The organism is Streptomyces sp. NBC_00236 (assembly GCF_036195045.1).
Taxonomy (GTDB): Bacteria; Actinomycetota; Actinomycetes; order Streptomycetales; family Streptomycetaceae; genus Streptomyces.
In genome coordinates this window covers 1615977-1635491 of record NZ_CP108100.1, presented here as the reverse complement: position 1 = coordinate 1635491, position 19515 = coordinate 1615977, and the positions used below count along the sequence as shown (strand labels likewise).

The window sequence follows — 19515 nt, the reverse complement described above, 5'->3', positions numbered from 1 at the left end:
CCCGGGGCGGAGCCCCGGTTCGGGAAGGGGCGGGCAGGGGACAGCCCCGCCGCAGGCGCCAGGCGGGGCCCCCTCACGCGTCCCCCTCCAGTTCGCCCTCGAGCTCCAGGTACGTCGCCCGCAGCCGCTCCAGCGTCTCCGCGTCCGGCTCCGCCCAAAGCCCCCGCTCCGCCGCCTCCAGCAGCCGCTCCGAGATCCCCCGCAGCGCCCACGGGTTGGACTTCTTCATGAAGTCCCGGTTCTCCGGATCGAACACGTACTCCGCCGACAACTTCTCGTACATCCAGTCGTCGACCACCCCCGCCGTCGCGTCGTACCCGAACAGGTAGTCCACGGTCGCGGCCATCTCGAAGGCGCCCTTGTAGCCGTGCCGGCGCATCGCCGCCATCCAGCGCGGGTTCACCACCCGCGCCCGGAACACCCGGTGCGTCTCCTCGCCCAGCGTCCGCGTCTTCACCTGGTCCGGCGTCGCCGAATCGCCCACGTACGCCTCGGGCGACTCACCCGTCAGATGCCGCACCATGGCGACCATGCCGCCGTGGTACTGGAAGTAGTCATCGGCATCCACCAGGTCGTGTTCGCGCGTGTCGACGTTCTTGGCCGCCACCGCGATCCGCCGGAACGCCGTCTCCATGTCCCCGCGCGCCGCCCGCCCCTCCAGCCCGCGCCCGTACGCGTAACCGCCCCAGACCGCGTACACCTCGGCCAGGTCCGCGTCCGAGCGCCAGTTGCGCGCGTCGATCAGCGGCAGCAGCCCCGCCCCGTACGCCCCCGGCTTCGAGCCGAAGATGCGTGCCGTGGCCCGGCGGCGGTCGCCGTGCTCCGCCGTGTCCTCGTCGGCGTGCGCCCGTACGTAGTTGGAGTCGGCCGGCTCGTCCAGCTCCGCCACCGCGCGCACCGCGTCGTCGATCAGCCCCACCACATGCGGGAACGCGTCCCGGAAGAAGCCCGAGATCCGGACCGTCACGTCGATGCGCGGCCGGCCCAGCTCGGTCACCGGCACCACCTCGAAGCCCGTCACCCGCCGCGAGGCGTCGTCCCACACCGGGCGGCAGCCGAGGAGCGCCAGGATCTCCGCGATGTCGTCGCCCTGCGTGCGCATGGCGGAGGTCCCCCACACGGTCAGGCCGACCGACTTCGGGTAGTCGCCCGTGTCGGCGAGGTACCGGGCGATCAGCGAGTCGGCGAGCGACTGGCCGACCTCCCACGACAGCCGGGACGGAATCGCCTTCGGGTCCACCGAGTAGAAGTTGCGGCCCGTCGGCAGCACGTTGACGAGCCCGCGGGTCGGTGAACCCGAGGGGCCCGCCGGGACGAAGCCGCCGTTCAGGGCGAGCAGGATGTGGTCGATCTCGTCGGTCGTCCGGGCCAGCCGGGGCACGACCTCCTCGCAGGCGAAGCCCAGGACGGCGACGGCGTCCGGGAGTTCGAAGCCCAGTACCTCGCGTACCAGCCCGGCCGCCGCGGTCACGTCCCAGCCGCGCGCCTCCATGCCCTCCGCGAGCCGGCGGCACAGCTGCTCCAGCAGGTCGATCGCGTCCGCGCCCGTCCTGGCCGGGCCGTCCACCAGCTCACTCAGCTCGGCCGGCACCTTCACGGCCGCGCCCGGCTCGCCCAGCAACTCCTTCTCGCTGAGCCCGAAGTGCTCGGCGATGGCCGCCCGCAGACCGGGCAGCGCGTTCGCCGTGCCGCCCCACACCTGCGAGGCCCGCAGCACCGCGAGGACCAGGTTGACCCGGGCCTCGTCGACCGGGCCGCCGCCCAGGACGTGCAGACCGTCGCGGATCTGGACGTCCTTGATCTCGCAGAGGTAGCCGTCGATGTGCATGACGAACGAGTCGAAGTCGTCGTCGCCCGGCTGCTCGTCGACATGCAGGTCGTGGTGCAGCTCCGCGGCCTTGACCAGCGTCCAGATCTGCGCCCGCACCGTCGGCGCCTTGGTCGGGTCCAGATCGCTGACCAGCGCGTACTCGTCGAGCAGCTGCTCCAGCTTCGCCAGATCGCCGTACGTGTCGGCACGGGCCATCGGCGGGACGAGGTGGTCCACCACCGTGGCGTGGCCGCGGCGCTTGGCCTGGGTGCCCTCGCCCGGGTCGTTGACGATGAACGGGTAGATCAGCGGCAGTTCGCCGAGCACCGCGTCCGGGCCGCAGCCGGCGGACAGGCCGAGGCCCTTGCCCGGCAGCCACTCCATCGTGCCGTGCTTGCCCATGTGGACGACGGCGTCCGCGCCGAACGTGTTCTCCAGCCAGCGGTACGTCGCCAGGTAGTGGTGCGAGGGCGGCATGTCCGGGTCGTGGTAGATCGCGATCGGGTTCTCGCCGAATCCGCGCGGCGGCTGGATCAGGACCACCACGTTCCCGAACTGGAGCGAGGCGAGGACGATGTCGTCGCCGTCCACGTACAGCGAGCCCGGCGGCTCGCCCCAGTGCTCCAGCATCGAGTCGCGCAGTCCCGGCTCCAGTTTCGCGAACCACGCGCGGTAGTCGGCCAGCGGCACCCTGGCGGGGGCCGCCGCGAGCTGCTCCTCGGTCAGCCACTCCACGTCGTGGCCACCGGCGTTGATGAGCCGGTGGATCAGCTCGTCGCCGTTGTCCGGGTGGCCGTCGACCCCGTAGCCGGCGTCGCGCAGGGCGTCCAGGACACGGATCGCGGAGGCGGGGGTGTCCAGGCCGACCGCGTTGCCGACGCGGGAGTGCTTGGTGGGGTACGCGGTGAAGACCAGGGCGAGCTTCTTCTCGGCGTTGGTCTTGTGCTTGAGAACGGCGTGGCGGACGGCGATCCCGGCGACGCGGGCGGCGCGCTCGGGGTCGGCGCGGTACACCGGCACTCCGTCCGGGCCCTGCTCCTTGAAGGAGAACGGCACGGTGATGAGCCGGCCGTCGAACTCCGGGATGGCGACCTGCATCGCCGCGTCCATGGGGGAGAGCGCGGCGTCCGACGCGTCCCACGCCGCCCGCGAGGACGTCAGGCAGAGCCCCTGCAGCACCGGCACGTTCAGATCGGCGAGCGCCCCGATGTCCCAGGCCTCGTCGTCGCCCCCGGCGGAGGCGTCCGACGCACGGGTGCCGCCGGCCGCGAGCACCGTGGCGACCAGGGCGTCGGCCCGGCCGAGGAGCTCGTACAGACCGGCGTCCGCGCCGCGCAGCGAACCGCAGTACACGGGAAGGGCGTTGGCGCCGCGTGCCTCGACGGCGTCGCACAGCACGTCGACGAACGAGGTGTTGCCGGAGAGGTGGTGCGCCCGGTAGAAGAGCACGCCCACGGTCGGGCGGCCCTCGGTGAACGCACGGCTGCCGTGCAGACCCCACTCGGGCATCTTCTGCGGTTCGGCGAAGCCGTGCCCGGTCAGCAGGACGGTGTCGGAGAGGAAGCGGGCCAGCTCGACGAGGTTGCCCGGGCCGCCCTCCACCAGGTAGCGCAGCGCCTCGGCGACGACGCCCGCCGGTACGGACGACTCGGCCATCAGCTCGGCGTCCGGCACGGTCTCACCGCCGAGCAGCACGGTGGGGATGCCCGACGCCTTCAGCGCCGCGAGGCCGTCCTCCCAGGCGCGCTTGCCGCCCAGCAGACGGACCACGGCGACGGAGCAGCCCTCGATCAGTGCGGGCAGTTCGCCCTGGACGTCGATACGGGTCGGGTTGCCGATCCTGTACGGCGCGCCCGAGGCGCGCGCGGCGAGGAGGTCGGTGTCGGCGGTCGACAACAGCAGCACGGTGCTCATGGGGGCGGTCAGTGGCGCGTTCATGCGCGTGCTCCAGGTGCTCCGGGGGCGATGAAGGGAAGTCCTGCCGGTGCGCCCGACTCGATGAGTCGCCACAGCGCATCGGTGTCCGCGTGTTCCTCGATCAGGTCGCCGAGGCGGTCGAGCTGTTCCTCGCGCAGTCCGGCGAAGCAGGTGCCGGGGGCGGGGACGAAACGGCGGCCGGCGGCCTTGGCGATCTCGGTCAGGAAGCGGCGCCGGAAGGTGTCGCTCTCCAGCGAGCCGTGCCAGTGGGTGCCCCACACGGCGCCGGACCGGCAGCCGTCGAGGCGCTGTCCGTGCCCGTCGGTGAGGAAGGGTTCGCCGCCTCGTACGTCCGCGACGCCGTGGTGGATCTCGTACCCCTCGACCGGGGCGCCGAGCGCTTCCCCGGCCGGGCGGGCGAGGGTCTTCTCGCGGTCGAACCGGATGCGTACGGGCAGCAGTCCGAGCCCGTCGACCTGCCCGGCGCGCGACTCCACGTCGTCCTCGATGTGCTCGCCGAGGATCTGGTAGCCGCCGCAGATGCCGAGGACCGGACGGCCTTCGGCGGCGCGCCGCAGCAGTGCGTCGGCGAGCCCGCGCTCGCGCAGCCAGGCGAGTGCCTTCACCGTGCCCCGGGTGCCGGGCACGATGACGAGGTCGGCGTCGTGGAGTTCCTCGGGACGGTCCACGAACCGCACGACGACGCCCGGTTCGGCGGCGAGCGCGTCCACGTCGGTGAAGTTGGACATCAGCGGCACGGCGCACACGGCGACGCGCAGGATGTCCTCGCCGTGCGGCGGGGCGACGACCGACTCGCGTACGGTGCCGCGCAGCGAGACCCGCAGACCGTCCTCCTCGTCGATGCCGAGGCCGTGGGCGAACGGCAGCACCCCGTAGGTCGGCCGTCCCGTCAGTTCGCGCAGCATGTCCAGGCCGGGCTCCAGCAGCGAGACGTCGCCGCGGAACTTGTTGACCAGGTAGCCGGCGATCAGCGACTGGTCCTCGGCAGAGAGCAGCGCCGTCGTACCGAAGAACGAGGCGAAGACCCCGCCGCGGTCGATGTCGCCGACGACCACCACCGGGAAGCGTGCCGCCCGGGCGATGCCCATGTTCACGATGTCCGTGCGCCGCAGGTTGATCTCGGCCGGACTGCCCGCCCCTTCGCAGATCACGGCGTCATACGTGCCCCGAAGCTGCTCCAGGCAGTCCACGACGGTGGACAGGAGCGACTCCTGCCGGCCGCCGTGGTAGCCGCGTGCGCTCATCTCGCCGACCGGACGGCCCATCAGGACGACCTGGCTGGAGCGGTCGCTGCCGGGCTTGAGCAGCACCGGGTTCATCAGCGCGGTCGGCTCCACCCGGGCGGCCTGGGCCTGCATGGCCTGGGCGCGGCCGATCTCGGCGCCTTCGCGGGTGACGAAGGAGTTGAGTGACATGTTCTGCGCCTTGAACGGCGCCACCTTCACGCCCCGGCGCACCAGCCAGCGGCAGATGCCCGCCGTGACGACGCTCTTGCCCGCGTCCGATGTGGTCCCGGCGACCAGCAGTCCGCCGCTCATGTCGGTCTCCGTCCTGAGAGTCGAGGTGTCGTGCTGCGGGAACCGGCCGTACGGGCCCCCGCGATGCCTCGTGCCGCGAACCCCGCGCCCAGCCGGGCCGCCACGCTCACGCCGAGGGCCAGCGCGCTCACCCGGCGCGACAGCCGTACGGCCCGTTCGATGTCGGCGGGCTCCACCGCGCGGCCCGTCTCCCCGTTGAGCACGGGACGGTGCTCGACCCGGCCGCCGTAGGCGAGCGTCCCGCCGAGCCGTACGCCGAGCGCACCGGCGAACGAGGCTTCCACCGGGCCCGCGTTCGGGCTCGGGTGCTTGGCGGCGTCGGCCCGCCAGGCGCGGACCGCTCCCCGTGGCCGCCCCCCGGCGGTCACGGCGAGCAGGGCCGTCAGCCGGGCGCCGGGCCAGCCCGCGAGGTCGTCGAGGCGGGCCGAGGCCCAGCCGTAACGCCGGTAGCGGGGCGACTTGTGACCGACCATCGCGTCGAGCGTGTTGGCGGCCCGGAACCCGACGAGTCCGGGCACCCCGCCCAGCGCGCCCCACACCAGGGCGCCGACCACGGCGTCCGAGGTGTTCTCGGCGACGGACTCCACGACGGCGCGGGCGATCTGCGGCCCGTCCAGGGACTGCGGGTCGCGGCCGCACAGATGCGGCAGCCGCTCCCGGGCCAGTTCGATGTCCCCGGCGGCGAGCGCGCCACCGATGGCCCGGGCCTCGCGCCCCAGCGACGTACCACCGATGACGGACCAGGTGGCGGCGGCGGTCAGGGCGACGGACGCGGCGGGGTGGCGGCGCAGGGCACGGGAGGCCAGCGCGGCGCCCCCGGCGGCGCCTCCGGCGCAGACCAGGGTGTGCAGGGCGCCCCACCCGCGGTGGTCGCGCCACAGACGGCGTTCGACGCCTGCCGCGGCCCGCCCGAAGGCGGCGACCGGGTGTCCCCTGCGGGGATCACCGAGCAGCAGATCGCCGATCAGACCGGCCGTGGCGCCGTACGCGAAGATGCGATCGGCACGCACGGTTCAGCCGGCCGTTGCGCCTCGAAGGACCTCAGGACCTGTTCTGCGTTGCACAGGAATGGACGCACGGCAGCCGGGCATGGCGATATGTCCTCACTCAGGGTCCGCGCCCTGGTTCGACGTGACGGCGACGAGAGTCTCCTGGCTTCCGGATCCGCAGTTCCCCCGGCCTTCCAGTCCGCTTGCGTGGACCGTGACTTCCAGTGGTGGGGGACTGCTCCCCGGTGACAGTGGCGGGACCGCGCCGGATTCGCACCGGCTTCCTCTGCTGTCGCCGTAATGGCTCCGGCAGTCCACCACGCTCTGCGAACGCCCGTCAACTTGCCGTTGACCTGCGACGGTGCAGTGTGCTGAGACGCACATCGGGCCGGACGCACCTCAGGTGCGTCCGGCCCGATGAGGGTGGGACCGGTGGGGCTCAGGCAGTGGTCAGGCGACGATCAGGTAGATGCCGTAGGCCACGGCCGCGGCGCACAGGCCGAAGCAGACGTACGCGCCGGCGCGGACCAGCATGAGCGAACCGCCCGCAGGGCCGCCCGTCGAGCCGCCCTGTGCGGCCGGTTCGGGCTGCTTGGAGAGGCCGACGATGCCGAGGGTGAAGAGGCCCACCAGCGCGACGGTGGCGACGAGGGAGACGCCGAAGACGGTGCCGAGGGCTGCCCAGTCGATGTTCATGGGGATCTGTCCTTACCGGGGCTCTTAGACCGTGGCGGGTCGGGCCGGGTCGGCGACCGGCCCGGCGGGGGCCGGGATGGTGGCCGTGAGGTCGTGGGGCTGAGCGGCCGCGGTGGGCGGCGGGCTGACGGCCGCGATGGCCGTGGTGACGACGCCCGCGGGCTCGGCGTCCTCACCGGCCGGGGCGACGTCGTCGTGGCCGACGGGCTTGCGCCGCGACAGCATCCAGATCGCACCGGAACCGGCGATCAGCAGTGCCGCGACGACCACGACACCCCAGGTCCCCTGCTTGGTGAGCAGCTCCGCGCCCGCGCCGACCAGACCGGCGGCCGGCAGGGTCAGGCCCCAGGCGACGAACATCCGGGTGGCGGTGGACCAGCGGACCACGCCGCCCTTGCGGCCGAGGCCCGCGCCCATGACGGCGCCGGAGCACGACTGGGTCGTGGACAGGGAGAAACCGAGGTGGGAGGAGGCCAGGATGACGGTGGCCGCGCTGGTCTGGGCGGCGAAGCCCTGCGGCGGCTTCAGTTCGGTCAGGCCGCTGCCCATGGTGCGGATGATGCGCCAGCCGCCCAGATAGGTGCCGAGCGCGATGGCGAGGCCCGCGGAGACGATGACCCAGACCGGCGGGTTGGAGCCGGGGGAGAGGACGCCGCCGGTGACCAGGGCGAGCGTGATGATGCCCATGGTCTTCTGCGCGTCGTTGGTGCCGTGCGCGAGCGACACGAGCCCGGCCGAGGCGATCTGGCCGGCGCGGTACCCCTTCGCGGTGGCCTTCTCCTGGGCGCCGCCCGTGACCTTCCCGCCGATGCGGTACGTCAGCTTGGTGGCCAGCAGCGCGGCCAGACCGGCGACGACCGGTGCGGCGACCGCGGGGAGCAGCACCTTGGTGACGACGGTGCCGCCGTCGACCGACGACCAGCCCGCGGACATCACCGCGGCGCCGATCAGGCCGCCGAACAGCGCATGGGAGGAGCTGGAGGGCAGGCCGACCAGCCAGGTCAGGAGATTCCACAGGATGGCGCCGACGAGCGCCGCGAAGATGACCTCGGTTCTGAGCCCGTCTTCGTTGATGATCCCGCCGGAGATCGTCTTGGCGACCTCCACCGACAGGAACGCGCCTACGAGGTTGAGAACGGCGGACATGGCCACCGCTGTCTTGGGTTTGAGTGCGCCGGTCGAGATGGTGGTGGCCATCGCGTTGGCGGTGTCGTGGAAACCGTTCGTGAAATCGAACACTAGAGCTGTCACGATCACAATCGCGAGCAGCAGCGTGATGTGTTCCATTTACCCAGGCAATCGTTCGACGTCAGTGGCACGTGGACCGTAGGCAATCTGAGTGAACGGAAGATGAACTGGGCAGGGCGTTGCGGTGACCCCAACCGGAGTGCCGTCGCTCTTTTCGTCCGCCGGAAGACGGCGGGATTCCGGTACGGGCCGGTGTGGGCCCGGAATCCGGCGCCCGGGGAGGCTGTCGCGGGAGGGGTGGCAGAGGGCCGCTCATCCGTTGAAAGGATCTTCGTATGAGCGGTGAGTGGCGGGATTCGATCGAACGGGCCTGGGACGCGGTCGTCGCCACCGCCCGCCGGACGGCCTCCGAGGGACTGGTCGTGGGCACCTCGGGCAACGTGTCGGCACGGGTCGGCGAAACCGTACTGGTCACCCCGAGCGGAGTGCCGTACGACCGGCTCCGCCCCGAGGACCTGACCGGCGTCGATCCGGAGGGCAACCAGGTCCTCGGCACCATGGCCCCCACCAGCGAGCTTCCGCTCCATCTCGCGGTGTACCGGAACACCGACGCGGCCGCCGTGGTGCACACCCACGCGGTGCACGCAACGGCCGTCTCCACGCTGGTCGCCGAGGTGCCGTCGGTGCACTACGCCGCGGCGATGCTGGGCGGCCCCGTCCGGGTCGCCGCCTATGCCCGCTACGGCACGGACGAACTGGCCGAGAACATGCTCACGGCCCTGCGCGACCGCACCGGCTGCCTGCTGGGCAATCACGGAACGGTCACCTACGGTGCCTCCCTCGACGAGGCGTACGACCGCACCGCCCAGCTCGAATGGCTGTGCCGCCTCTGGCTCACCGCGAGCTCGGTGCCCGGCCGCACTCCGGCCCTGCTCACGCCGGAGCAGCTGAGCGACGTCGGGGAAGCGCTGAAGGGGTACGGGCAGCCGCACGGAAACCGGTAGGTCCTGTCGTCGAACTCCCGCCGTCGCCCGAAAGGCAGGCGGGAGTTCGACGACAGGACCTGGGGGACCCGGCCGGCCACCGGACGGCCCCGCCCGCTGGCCGTGCGCGGTGAAGCCCGTGACACTGAAGCCGTGCGCCCCGCTACAGCAACGGCAGCAGCCGTCACCACGATCCTCGGCGTCGGCGCGGCGGCGGCGGTCGCCGCCGGCCGGTACGCCGGCGACGTCGCCCTCAAGGCACCGTCCGGACGCCCCCTCCCCGCCGACCGCCGGCTGACCGTGCATGCGACGGCGGCCGGGCAGGTCACCCTCACCCGGTCCTTCAGCTCACTCAGGCCGGGCACCTACGGGCTGGTGGGCGACGACGTGCACGCCGTCGTGGGCCCGGTGATCGACCAGGCCCACCAGGCGGCCGACACCGTCGTGCGCCGGCTGGAGCGCGTGAACCACGGCACCCTGCGCCCCGGCGCCAAGGTCCGCATCACGCCTGAACTCCACAGCGGCGACCCCGCCACCGCCCTCGGCCTCGAATTCCGCGAGGTGGAGATCCCCGGGGAACTCGGCGGCCTGCCCGCCTGGTTCGTACCGGGGCCTCGCGACACCTGGGTGATCACCGCACACGGCCTCGGCACCACCCGGGAACACCCGCTGAACGTGACGGCCTTCCTGCACGGGCAGCAGCTGCCGGTGCTCGACCTCGCCTACCGCGGCGACCCCGGAGCTCCCCGCTCCCCGGACGGGCTCGCCCATCTCGGTGAGTCCGAGTGGCGGGACCTGGACGCGGCCATCCGCTTCGCCGTGCGCTACGGCGCCGAGAAGGTCGTCCTGCACGGCTGGTCGACCGGCGCCTCGATGGCCCTGCACGCCTGCGTGAACTCCGCGCTGCGCGACCGGATCTGTGGACTCGTCCTCGATTCGCCGGTGCTGGACTGGCAGGCCACGCTGCGCGCCCTGGCCGCCGCCCACGGCGTCCCCTCCGCCCTGCTCCCCCTCGCCGTCCGCGCCGCCCAGGGGAAGACCGGACTGCACGGGGCCCGGCTCCTGGACACCTCGCTGCCCGCGACCCTGCACGTGCCGACGCTGATCTTCCACGGGCCCGACGACACCCTGGCCCCCTGGCAGCCGTCCAGGGAGCTCGCCGCCCGCCGCCCCGACCTGATCTCCCTGCACGCCGTGCCCCAGGCTCCGCATGCGGCGATGTGGAACGCCGGCCCGGCCCACTACGAAGAGACGCTGCGGCGCTTCCTCACGCCCCTGATGTGAGCTGATGTGCCGCTTCGGCCGATTGGTCCCGGCCGGTGCGGCACCGCCCCGACACCGGTGATCCGGGTTCCGTTTGGGCTTTCGGGCCGTCAGAGGCAAGACTGCTCCCCGTGACGTCCCGTACCCCGCGCGACTCCAGGCTGCGACTTGTCCGCCCGCGACCCCTCGCCACCGCTCGCAAGGCCGTGAGCACCCGGCGCACCAGGCCGGCGCCCCGCCCGCCCGAGGGCACCCCGCCCCGGGCGGAACTGGCCCGTCAGGCCAGGGCCGCTCTCGCCGACGCCGTACGGATCGCCCGCTGGGCGGCCGGCGGCGCGAGCCCCGGCACGCCACCCCTGGCCGCCCAGGCCCTGGAACGGGCCGCGGCGGCGCTGGCGTTGTCCCCGGCCCAGGTGCGCTCCGGCTGGGACCGGGCCCGGCTCGCCGGCCTCGTGGAACTGCACGGCGAGAGGGCCCGGCCCGGCTGGCGGCTGCGTGCCTGGGACCGCGACGACTCCGCCGTGCTCCGTGGCTGGGTGGCGCTGTTCGACGCATGGTCGCTCGTCCACCCCGCACCCCAGGACATCGAGTCCACCGCGGTCGCCGAGGCCGTCGAGGCCGTGCCCCAGGTGCTCTCGCTCCTTCAGCTCTCGGCCGGCCCCGTCACCGTGCCCGCCCTCCTGGACCTGCTCGGCCAGCGTGTGGCGGAACTGCACGAGGAGCGCTGCGAGGTGCCGTACGGGCCGCAGCCGCTGCCCGCCCCCGCCGAACCGGCGCCCACCGCCCACCCCGCCGCACTGGTCGCGCTCCTGCTCGACTGGGCCCTGGAAGGGCTGGCCGCGGTCGGCGCGCTCACCCTCGGCGCCGGGACCGCCACCCTGACCCCGCTCGGCAACTGGGCGGTCTGGGTCAAGCTGGAACAGATCTGCGTCGCCGCCCAGAGCCCGGCCGGGAACATCGAGCAGTCCGCCGCCGACATGCTGCTCGGCTGCGCCCGCCTCACACCCGGGCCGGCCCGCGCCGAATACCGGGCCTGGCTGGCCGCCCGCCCCGTCGGCAGTGCCGTCGCCGAACTGCTCGGCGTGGCCCGCGGTGAGGACGCGCTGCTGCGCGGGCTCGCCTTCGAGGCCCTCAGAGTCGTCGGCGCACCGGCCGAGCCCGAGGTGCGCGCCGTCGTCGCCGACCCGTCACTGCGCCCGTACGCGCTGCTCTGGCTCGCGGAGTACGACGGAACCGACCCCGAGGACGCCCAGGAGGTCCTCAGCCGCGAGGAGGCCACCTGGCTCTGGGTCGACACCGCGGCGGCCGTCGCCGACCACGGTGAGACGGGACTGCTGGTCCGCCACCTCGACTCGGCCGTGCAGGGCACCGTCCCGGCGCTGCTGGACGAGGTACGGGCCGTGGGCCACCCGCGTACCGTCCAGGTCCTGGTCGCCCTCGCCGCCGCGCACCCCGACCCCGCGCTCGCCAAAGCGGTCCGCAAGGCGGCGTTCCAGGTGCACACGGGCGGCGCCTGAACCCGGGGGCTTCGCCCCCGAACCCCCGCTCCTCAACCGCCGGAGGGGCTTGGCCTTCCCCGCCGCCGCACCTTCGCGGCAGCGGGGGCACTCTCGGCCCCGCCGCAGGCGCCCGACCCCCTCAGCCCGCCGATCCCGGGGCGTACGTCCCGAAGCTCCACACATTGCCCTCCGCGTCCCGCGCCATGTAGTCCCGGGAGCCGTAGTCCTGGTCGGTGGGCGGCATGAGGATCTCCACCCCGTACTCCACGGCCCGTGCGTGGTGGGCGTCCACCTCGTCGACCACCACATAGACACCGGCCGGTCCGGCCCCCTGCATCGCCTTGGCGAAGACGCCCTCGCGACCGTTGGAGCCCAGCATCACCCTGCCGTTGCCGCAGGACAGCTCCGCGTGCATCACCGTGCCGTCCTCGCCCTCGTACACCGCTTCCTCGGTGAAGCCGAGCCCCTGGGTCAGCGTCCTGATCGCGGCCTTCGCGTCGTCGTACAGAAGCGTCGGATAGACCGTCGGTACGCCTGTCGTCGCGTCTGCCATCGTGCTCATTCCCTTCTCGCGCCGAACCGGGCCCCGCACGCCCCGGCTGTGATCTGCGTCTCAGTCTTGCACCGGGCACTGACAACGACCTGCGCAGCGCCGCTCCTCGTCGTTCGCGCAGGTCAGCGGAAGGTGTCGCAGGCGGCCATGTCGCCGCTGGTGAAGCCGGTGGTGAACCACTGCTGGCGCTGCGCGGCCGAGCCGTGCGTCCAGGACTCGGGGGTGACCCGGCCCTGGAACTTCTCCTGGATCCGGTCGTCCCCGACCGACGCGGCCGCGTCGAGCCCGTCCCGGATGTCCGCCCGGGTGAGTTCGGTGATGAGGGGGCGGCCGGTCGACTCGTCCGGCGTGGTCGTCGCGTGGTTCGCCCAGACCCCGGCGTAGCAGTCCGCCTGGAGTTCCACCTTCACCGCGTTGCTGTTCTCGCCGGTCCGTCCGTCCTGCGAGCGGGCCAGCGTCCCCATCTGGTTCTGCACGTGGTGTCCGTACTCGTGCGCGACGACGTAGGCCTCGGCGAACGGTCCGCCGCTCGACCCGAACTTGGTCCGCAGCTCGTCGAAGAAGCCCAGGTCCAGATAGACCTGCCGGTCACCGGGGCAGTAGAACGGCCCCACGGCCGAGGTCGCCGACCCGCAGGCCGTGCTGACCCGGTCGGTGAACAGGACCGTGCGGGCGCTGCCGTACGTGGCGTCGCGCCGCTGGAACTCCTGGCCCCAGTAGTCCTGCACGCTGTTGACCACCGCGACCGTCCGGCAGTCGTCCTTGGTGTTGGCGTCCCGGCCGGTCCGGCAGTCCTGCTGGACCTGTGCCGCCGACGAGGCGGTCGCGGTCGTGCCCGAGTCGCCGGAGGAGAGCCCGAGCTGATCGGGGCCGACCCCGAAGAGCAGCCCCAGGATCAGCGCGATGACCCCCGCGATCCCGCCGCCCACGGTGGCCCTGCCGCCGGGGATGCGGCTGCCGCGCGTGTCCTGGACCTCGGACGTGTCCAGATCGGCGTCGTCGTCGAACTGCATGGCACCACCCTCTGCTCCGCTCGCGGCTGCCGCACAGCCATGCGCCGAGTATCGGATAATTCACACCGCAATGCCCGTTTTTCCCTGTGGGGTGGGGCCGGTCGGGCGCGCTGGGCGAGCTTTCGGCAACTGCGGTGGGAGCAGGCGGAAAAGTGGTTGGACACCGCCAGTAGACTGGTTCTCATGGCAATTCTCCTTGTGCGTGTGCGTGAGTAACGGCGTCGAGTCGTGAATCGCTAGTCGTTCCTCCGCCGTCCATACCGCTCTGGAGTTTTCCCCCGTGATCACCGCTTCCGGCATCGAGCTGCGCGCCGGCGCCCGCATGCTCATCGAATCCGCCTCCTTCCGCATCGCCAAGGGTGACCGCATCGGCCTCGTCGGCCGCAACGGGGCGGGCAAGACCACCCTCACCAAGTGCCTCGCGGGCGAGGGCACCCCGGCGGCCGGCACCATCACCCGCTCCGGCGAGGTCGGCTACCTGCCGCAGGACCCGCGCACCGGCGACCTCGACGTGCTCGCCCGGGACCGCATCCTGTCCGCCCGCGGCCTCGACGAGATCCTGCGCAAGATGCGGGAGAACGAGGAGCGGATGGCGAACGGCAAGGGCGCCACCCGCGAGAAGGCGATGAAGAAGTACGAGCGCCTGGAGACGGAGTTCCTCACCAAGGGCGGCTATGCGGCCGAGGCCGAGGCGGCCACCATCGCCGCGGCCCTCAGCCTTCCCGACCGGGTGCTGGGCCAGCCGCTCCACACGCTCTCCGGTGGTCAGCGACGCCGTGTCGAGCTGGCCCGGATCCTCTTCTCGGACGCCGACACCCTGCTCCTCGACGAGCCCACCAACCACCTGGACGCCGACTCGATCGTCTGGCTGCGCGACTACCTCAAGAGCTACCGCGGCGGATTCATCGTGATCTCCCACGACGTCGAGCTCGTCGAGACGGTCGTCAACAAGGTCTTCTACCTCGACGCCAACCGCTCGCAGATCGACGTCTACAACATGGGCTGGAAGCTCTACCAGCAGCAGCGCGAGGCCGACGAGAAGCGCCGCAAGCGCGAGCGGCAGAACGCCGAGAAGAAGGCTGCGACGCTCAACGCCCAGGCCGACAAGATGCGCGCCAAGGCCACCAAGACCGTGGCCGCGCAGAACATGGCCAAGCGCGCCGACCGGCTGCTCTCCGGCCTGGAGGCCGTCCGGGTCTCCGACAAGGTCGCCAAGCTGCGCTTCCCCGACCCCTCTCCGTGCGGCAAGACCCCGCTGATGGCGGAGGGCCTCTCCAAGTCCTACGGGTCGCTGGAGATCTTCACCGACGTCGACCTCGCGATCGACAAGGGCTCCCGGGTCGTCATCCTCGGCCTCAACGGCGCCGGCAAGACCACCCTGCTCCGGCTGCTCGGCGGCGCGGAGAAGCCCGACACCGGCGACATCATCGAGGGCCACGGGCTGAAGCTCGGCTACTACGCCCAGGAACACGAGACCCTCGACCCGAACCGCACCGTCCTGGAGAACATGCGCTCGGCGGCACCCGACCTCGACCTGGTGGCGGTCCGCAAGACCCTCGGCTCGTTCCTCTTCTCCGGGGACGACGTGGACAAGCCGGCCGGGGTGCTCTCCGGCGGTGAGAAGACCCGGCTCGCCCTGGCGACGCTGGTCGTCTCCTCCGCCAACGTGCTGCTGCTCGACGAGCCCACCAACAACCTCGACCCGGCCAGCCGCGAGGAGATCCTCGGCGCGCTGCGCACGTACAAGGGCGCCGTCGTCCTCGTGACGCACGACGAGGGCGCCGTCGAGGCGCTCCAGCCCGAGCGCATCATCCTGCTGCCCGACGGCGTCGAGGACCTGTGGGGTGCGGACTACCGGGACCTGGTCTCGCTGGCCTGACCCGGTCCGGGCGCGTGCCGGGCTCCGTCCCGGCCGTCCGCCACGCGCGCGGCGGCCGTATTCCGGCCGTCGCGGCCCGCTGATCCACTCGCACTGGATCATTCGGCCTACGCGTGATCCATCATCTGTGTGAGGGCGTCTCGTACCTCGGCGCGGCACCCGGCGGCTAGCTGCCGGGTGCACGCATGAGGGGCCCCGGACCCTGTGCGGCCCTGACCTGGCCGTTCCTCCGCCGCGGTTGCTCCGTCCGCTCCACAGCCCAGCGGAATCCTGGATTCCGTTCGTGTCGCCGCCCTCCCGGGGTGCCGATCCGCTTGCACGGACCTTGCCGAATGGGTGGCCAGGACGGCCCCGAGGGGTGATCATGAGAGTCCAGAGCGCACTTCCCACGAGGAGGCACGGGTGGCCGAGACTCTGAAGAAGGGCAGCCGGGTAACCGGCGCCGCGCGCGACAAGCTCGCGGCAGACCTGAAGAAGAAGTACGACTCCGGTGCGAGTATCCGGGCGTTGGCCGAGGAAACGGGCCGCTCCTACGGATTCGTCCACCGGATGCTCAGCGAGTCCGGAGTGACGCTGCGGGGACGTGGCGGAGCGACACGAGGCAAGAAGGCCGCGGCGGCCTGACGGCCGTCCACGGATCGGGGCAGGTCGTAGGACCGGTCCCGGGGCTCACCGGTTTCGGCGGTGGCCACCCGGTCGATCGTGCGGTCGGTCGGGTGGTTACTGTTCAGTCACTTAGCTTCATGTGCTGACTGCACCCGATCCGGAGGCGCTCCATGACCTCGCTCGACACTGTGCTCGACAAGGACGGCGTACGACTCACCGTCGACGACGCGGTTGCCACGGTGACCCTCACCAATCCGGCCAAGCGCAACGCTCAGTCCCCCGCTCTGTGGCGGGCGTTGACAGAGGCCGGACGGGCTCTGCCCGGCAGTGTGCGGGTCGTCGTGCTGCGCGCCGAAGGTGTGTCCTTCTCCGCCGGACTCGACCGCCAGGCGTTCACCCCCGAGGGCTTCGACGGTGAGCCGTCGTTCCTCGACATGGGGCGTGGCCCGGAGGCCGAGCTCGACGCGGTCATCGCCGAGTACCAGGAGGCGTTCACCTGGTGGCGCCGCAACGACATCGTGTCGATCGCGGCCGTCCAGGGGCATGCCATCGGCGCCGGCTTCCAGCTCGCCCTCGCCTGCGATCTGCGGATCGTCGCCGAGGACGTGCAGTTCGCCATGCGCGAGACCAGCCTCGGGCTGGTCCCCGACCTCACCGGCACGCACCCCCTGGTGCACCTGGTGGGGTACGCACGCGCGCTCGAAATCTGCGCCACCGGCCGCTTCGTGCACGCCGCCGAGGCCGAACGTACCGGCCTGGCCAACCTCGTGGTGCCCGCCGCGGAGCTCGAGGGAGCCGCCCGCGATCTGGCCGGCGCCCTGATCGCGGCCCCGCGCGACGCCGTCATCGAGACCAAGGCCCTGCTCGGCGGCGCCGTCTCCCGTACGTACGAGGAGCAGCGCGCCGCCGAGCGTGCCGCGCAGGGCCGTCGGCTGCGCGACCTCTCGGGCACGGCCGACTGAAAGCACCCGGCAGCGGGGCCGGACGCATCACCCCGGGCCCGCTGCCGGGTCGGCTCCCGGCGGGACGTGTCCCTCCGTCACCGCCGTGACCAGTACCGCGACCGGCGGATGCCCGTCCACCGCCTGTGTCACCGCCGCCCGCACCGAGCGGGCCACGTCCAGCGCCCGGTGGCCGCCGTCCGTCGCCAGCTCGACCCGGACGTGGTCCGGGCCCGTGTGCACGGGCGCGCCGAGCGCCCGCGTCAGCGTCGCGACGCCCGTCACTCCAGCGGCCGCACGGCCCGCCGCGTTCTCCGGATCCGCCGGGCGCACCTCGACCGGGGGCGGTTCGGCCCCTTCCGGTTCGGTGTCCAGCAACTCGGCCACCCGGATGTCCACCTCGTCGACCACCAGCCCGAGCCGCCGGGCGGCAGCCGCCAGCAGAGCGGAGCGCAGCGCCGCGGCGGCGGCCGGAATCGGCAGGTGCGCCGTCGCGGCCACGGTGGCCTCGATGCGCAGCGGGCCCGGCGGCAGAGCGCTCGGGGGCGGCGGCACCTGCGGGGCGGGCGCCGCCTCGGCGTCGGCCACGGCGATGCGCAGCTCCATGAGCACCGGTCCCGAACCGTCCACCGCCCGGCGCAGTACGGCCGCCGCCGCCCGTTCCGAGATCCAGGCCCCGTCCGCCGGGCCGCCCAGCGGGAGAAGCCGGCCCAGACCGAGCCGCTGGCGAACCGCGGCCGTCCATCCTTGGGTCCTGCGCGAGCTGTCAGCCGTCGTCATTGCTCCAGCCTGCCGCATCCACGGCGCGAGACCGGGCAAGCGCACTTAATCTGGGCAAGGAAGTCCAATCTGCCCCGAAGGGAAGAACGGCGATGACCGAGACCCCACAGCGCAACCGGCCCGAGAACCCCGACAAGGACTCGACTGGCGGTGACAGCAGGAGCAGCTCGCTGAGCAGGCGTGGTGGGGGAGCCCCGGCCACCCGCGGCCGTACGACGATCGCCGACGGTGTCGTCGAGAAGATCGCCGGAATGGCGGCACGCGACGTGGTCGGTGTGCACGCGATGGGCAGCGGACTCTCGCGGACCTTCGGCGCGGTGCGTGACCGCGTCCCCGGCGGTTCCAAGTCGGTCACCCGCGGGGTGAAGGCGGAGGTCGGCGAGTCCCAGACGGCCCTCGACCTGGAGATCGTCGTCGACTACGGCGTGTCGATCAGCGAGGTCGCCCGCGATGTGAGGGAGAACGTTGTCGCGGCCGTCGAGCGGATGACGGGTCTCGAAGTCATCGAGGTCAACATCGCGGTGAGCGATGTGAAGCTGCCCGACGAGGACGACGACGAGGACCAGTCCGAGCCACGTGTCCAGTAGTCCTCCGTCAAAGGCAGTTGAGGAGCCCAGATGAGCATGGCTGTGGTCGGCATGGTGGCCGGCATGGCGCTCGGGTTCGCCGGGTACTTCGGCGGGTTCGGAGCCTTCCTGCTGGTGGCCGCCCTGGGGGCGATCGGCTTCATCGCCGGTCGCTTCCTCGACGGTGACCTGGAGCCCGGTGACTTCTTCCGGAGTCGCGATCGCGGCGACCGACGGCGGTGACGGCGTTGTCGGGGGAGAGCGGCCGGGTCGCCGCCGCGGAGCGAGGGGAGACCCGGGTCGCCGACCGGGTCGTCGCGAAGATCGCCGCGCAGGCGGCGAAGGAGGCGGTGGACGAGCCCGCCAAGGAAGCCGCGTCGCCGCGGGCCACGGTCACGGTTCACCGTGACACCGCCCGCGTACGGGTGACTCTGGAGCTCGGCTATCCCAGCGACATCGGGCGCCAGTGCGGTGCCGTGCGTCGCCGGGTCGCGATGCGGGTAGAGGCGTTGGCAGGGATGGAGGTGCCCGAAGTGGCCGTACAGGTCGAGCGCCTGCACCCCTCGGGAGCGAGCCTCGCGGCGCAGGGGAGGATCCGATGACCGAGCCCCGGAACCCGGAGAACAGCGCGGAGCACACCGTCGAACACGGGGACGTGCTCGCGCTCGACCAGTCGGCGTCGTCCGCGGCGTTCGACCCGGTCCCGTCCAAGGAACGGAGCGAGGGCGGAGCGGGCCGCTTCTGGTCCGCCCGCCGCATCCCGGCGGGCATCACCGCCCTGGTGGTCCTGGGCGGTACCGGACTGCTCCTCTACGACGTCGCGGCGGTCCGTGCCGACCACCCGGCGATGCAGTGGCGCCGCTCGCTGGCCGACGAACTGGCAGAGCGCCGGCTGGACGACGTGTGGGTGCTCACGGGCGCCTCGGTCGCGGTGGCGGCCGGCCTGTGGCTGCTCGTCCTCGCACTCACTCCCGGACTGCGCGATCTGCTGCCGATGCGCCGCGACCGCCCGGACGTGCGGGCTGCCCTCGACCGGACCGCGGCGGCCATGGTGCTGCGCGACCGGGCCGTGGAGGTCTCCGGAGTGCAGTCGGTCCGGGTCCGGATGGGACGCGGCAAGGTGGGGGTGCGGGCCGTCTCGCACTTCCGTGAACTCGACGACGTACGGGCCGATCTGGACACCGCGCTCTCCAGCGGCATCAAGGAACTCGGACTGGCCAGGCAACCGAGCCTGTCCGTCCATGTCCGCCGTCCGGCGAAGAAGGGGTGAGCC

General features: G+C 72.5%; 18 protein-coding genes and 1 riboswitch. Of the genes, 10 read left to right on the top strand and 8 right to left on the bottom strand.

All coding sequences use genetic code 11. The annotated features are described in order from the left end of the window. Positions 1-73: 73 nt before the first annotated feature. The 5 genes from cobN to OG446_RS07160 all read right to left on the bottom strand — a co-directional run bounded on the left by cobN (position 74) and on the right by OG446_RS07160 (position 8258). Positions 74-3724, bottom strand: coding sequence for a cobaltochelatase subunit CobN (cobN, locus tag OG446_RS07180; RefSeq protein WP_328898231.1), 3651 nt, complete (start codon positions 3722-3724; stop codon positions 74-76). A gap of 20 nt (positions 3725-3744) precedes the next feature. Next, positions 3745-5286: a cobyric acid synthase gene (locus OG446_RS07175; protein WP_328893222.1), complete on the bottom strand. Its 1542-nt coding sequence runs from the start codon at positions 5284-5286 to the stop codon at positions 3745-3747. Further along, the gene (locus tag OG446_RS07170) at positions 5283-6296 is read right to left on the bottom strand and encodes a cobalamin biosynthesis protein (protein ID WP_328893221.1); all 1014 of its coding nucleotides are present in this window, start codon (positions 6294-6296) and stop codon (positions 5283-5285) included. The genes OG446_RS07175 and OG446_RS07170 overlap by 4 nt, the downstream gene beginning before the upstream one ends. Before the next feature lie 134 nt (positions 6297-6430). Continuing rightward, a riboswitch (cobalamin riboswitch) is annotated at positions 6431-6562 on the bottom strand. Positions 6563-6725: 163 nt separating this feature from the next. After that, positions 6726-6971, bottom strand: a complete 246-nt coding sequence (locus OG446_RS07165) for a hypothetical protein (protein WP_328893220.1) — start codon at positions 6969-6971, stop codon at positions 6726-6728. 24 nt (positions 6972-6995) lie between these two features. Then, positions 6996-8258 (bottom strand): inorganic phosphate transporter, encoded by a 1263-nt coding sequence (locus OG446_RS07160; RefSeq protein ID WP_328893219.1) that lies wholly within the window; start codon positions 8256-8258, stop codon positions 6996-6998. Positions 8259-8494: 236 nt separating this feature from the next. On the opposite strand from OG446_RS07160, the gene OG446_RS07155 reads away from it, so the two are divergent. The 3 genes from OG446_RS07155 to OG446_RS07145 all read left to right on the top strand — a co-directional run bounded on the left by OG446_RS07155 (position 8495) and on the right by OG446_RS07145 (position 11922). Continuing rightward, complete coding sequence (locus OG446_RS07155) at positions 8495-9163, top strand: class II aldolase/adducin family protein (RefSeq protein WP_328893218.1); 669 nt, start codon at positions 8495-8497, stop codon at positions 9161-9163. 132 nt (positions 9164-9295) lie between these two features. Then, entirely contained in the window at positions 9296-10426 is a 1131-nt protein-coding gene (locus OG446_RS07150; protein ID WP_328893217.1) for an alpha/beta hydrolase, read from the top strand. A 185-nt stretch (positions 10427-10611) separates the two neighbouring features. Beyond that, positions 10612-11922 (top strand): hypothetical protein, encoded by a 1311-nt coding sequence (locus tag OG446_RS07145; protein ID WP_328898230.1) that lies wholly within the window; start codon positions 10612-10614, stop codon positions 11920-11922. Between the two features lie 121 nt (positions 11923-12043). Here OG446_RS07145 and OG446_RS07140 read toward each other — a convergent pair whose 3' ends face one another. Both OG446_RS07140 and ypfJ read right to left on the bottom strand, forming a co-directional pair. Further along, entirely contained in the window at positions 12044-12457 is a 414-nt protein-coding gene (locus tag OG446_RS07140) for a VOC family protein (RefSeq protein ID WP_328898229.1), read from the bottom strand. 122 nt (positions 12458-12579) lie between these two features. Then, positions 12580-13470, bottom strand: a complete 891-nt coding sequence (gene ypfJ, locus OG446_RS07135; RefSeq protein WP_328893216.1) for a KPN_02809 family neutral zinc metallopeptidase — start codon at positions 13468-13470, stop codon at positions 12580-12582. A 280-nt stretch (positions 13471-13750) separates the two neighbouring features. Between ypfJ and OG446_RS07130 the strand changes: the two genes are divergently transcribed. The 3 genes from OG446_RS07130 (at position 13751) to OG446_RS07120 (ending at position 16917) form a co-directional block, all read left to right on the top strand. Continuing rightward, a complete protein-coding gene (locus tag OG446_RS07130; protein WP_328893215.1) occupies positions 13751-15349 on the top strand; it encodes an ABC-F family ATP-binding cassette domain-containing protein in 1599 nt (532 codons plus the stop codon). Between the two features lie 402 nt (positions 15350-15751). Continuing rightward, a complete protein-coding gene (locus OG446_RS07125) occupies positions 15752-15973 on the top strand; it encodes a helix-turn-helix domain-containing protein (protein ID WP_007263382.1) in 222 nt (73 codons plus the stop codon). Between the two features lie 152 nt (positions 15974-16125). Then, on the top strand, positions 16126-16917 hold the full coding sequence (locus tag OG446_RS07120) for an enoyl-CoA hydratase/isomerase family protein (RefSeq protein WP_326663721.1): 792 nt from the start codon (positions 16126-16128) through the stop codon (positions 16915-16917). A 27-nt stretch (positions 16918-16944) separates the two neighbouring features. On the opposite strand, the gene OG446_RS07115 is transcribed toward OG446_RS07120, so the two are convergent. Then, a complete protein-coding gene (locus tag OG446_RS07115; RefSeq protein ID WP_328893214.1) occupies positions 16945-17676 on the bottom strand; it encodes a hypothetical protein in 732 nt (243 codons plus the stop codon). A 92-nt stretch (positions 17677-17768) separates the two neighbouring features. Between OG446_RS07115 and OG446_RS07110 the strand changes: the two genes are divergently transcribed. From OG446_RS07110 to OG446_RS07095, 4 genes are read left to right on the top strand one after another with little or no spacing between them, the layout of a single operon-like run. Beyond that, positions 17769-18263 (top strand): Asp23/Gls24 family envelope stress response protein, encoded by a 495-nt coding sequence (locus tag OG446_RS07110; protein WP_328893213.1) that lies wholly within the window; start codon positions 17769-17771, stop codon positions 18261-18263. A 30-nt stretch (positions 18264-18293) separates the two neighbouring features. Then, complete coding sequence (locus OG446_RS07105; protein WP_136330255.1) at positions 18294-18485, top strand: hypothetical protein; 192 nt, start codon at positions 18294-18296, stop codon at positions 18483-18485. Then, positions 18482-18844, top strand: a complete 363-nt coding sequence (locus tag OG446_RS07100; protein WP_443050047.1) for a hypothetical protein — start codon at positions 18482-18484, stop codon at positions 18842-18844. The genes OG446_RS07105 and OG446_RS07100 overlap by 4 nt, the downstream gene beginning before the upstream one ends. Next, complete coding sequence (locus OG446_RS07095) at positions 18841-19512, top strand: DUF6286 domain-containing protein (RefSeq protein WP_328893211.1); 672 nt, start codon at positions 18841-18843, stop codon at positions 19510-19512. Before OG446_RS07100 ends, OG446_RS07095 begins: the two co-directional genes overlap by 4 nt. Positions 19513-19515 lie beyond the last annotated feature (3 nt).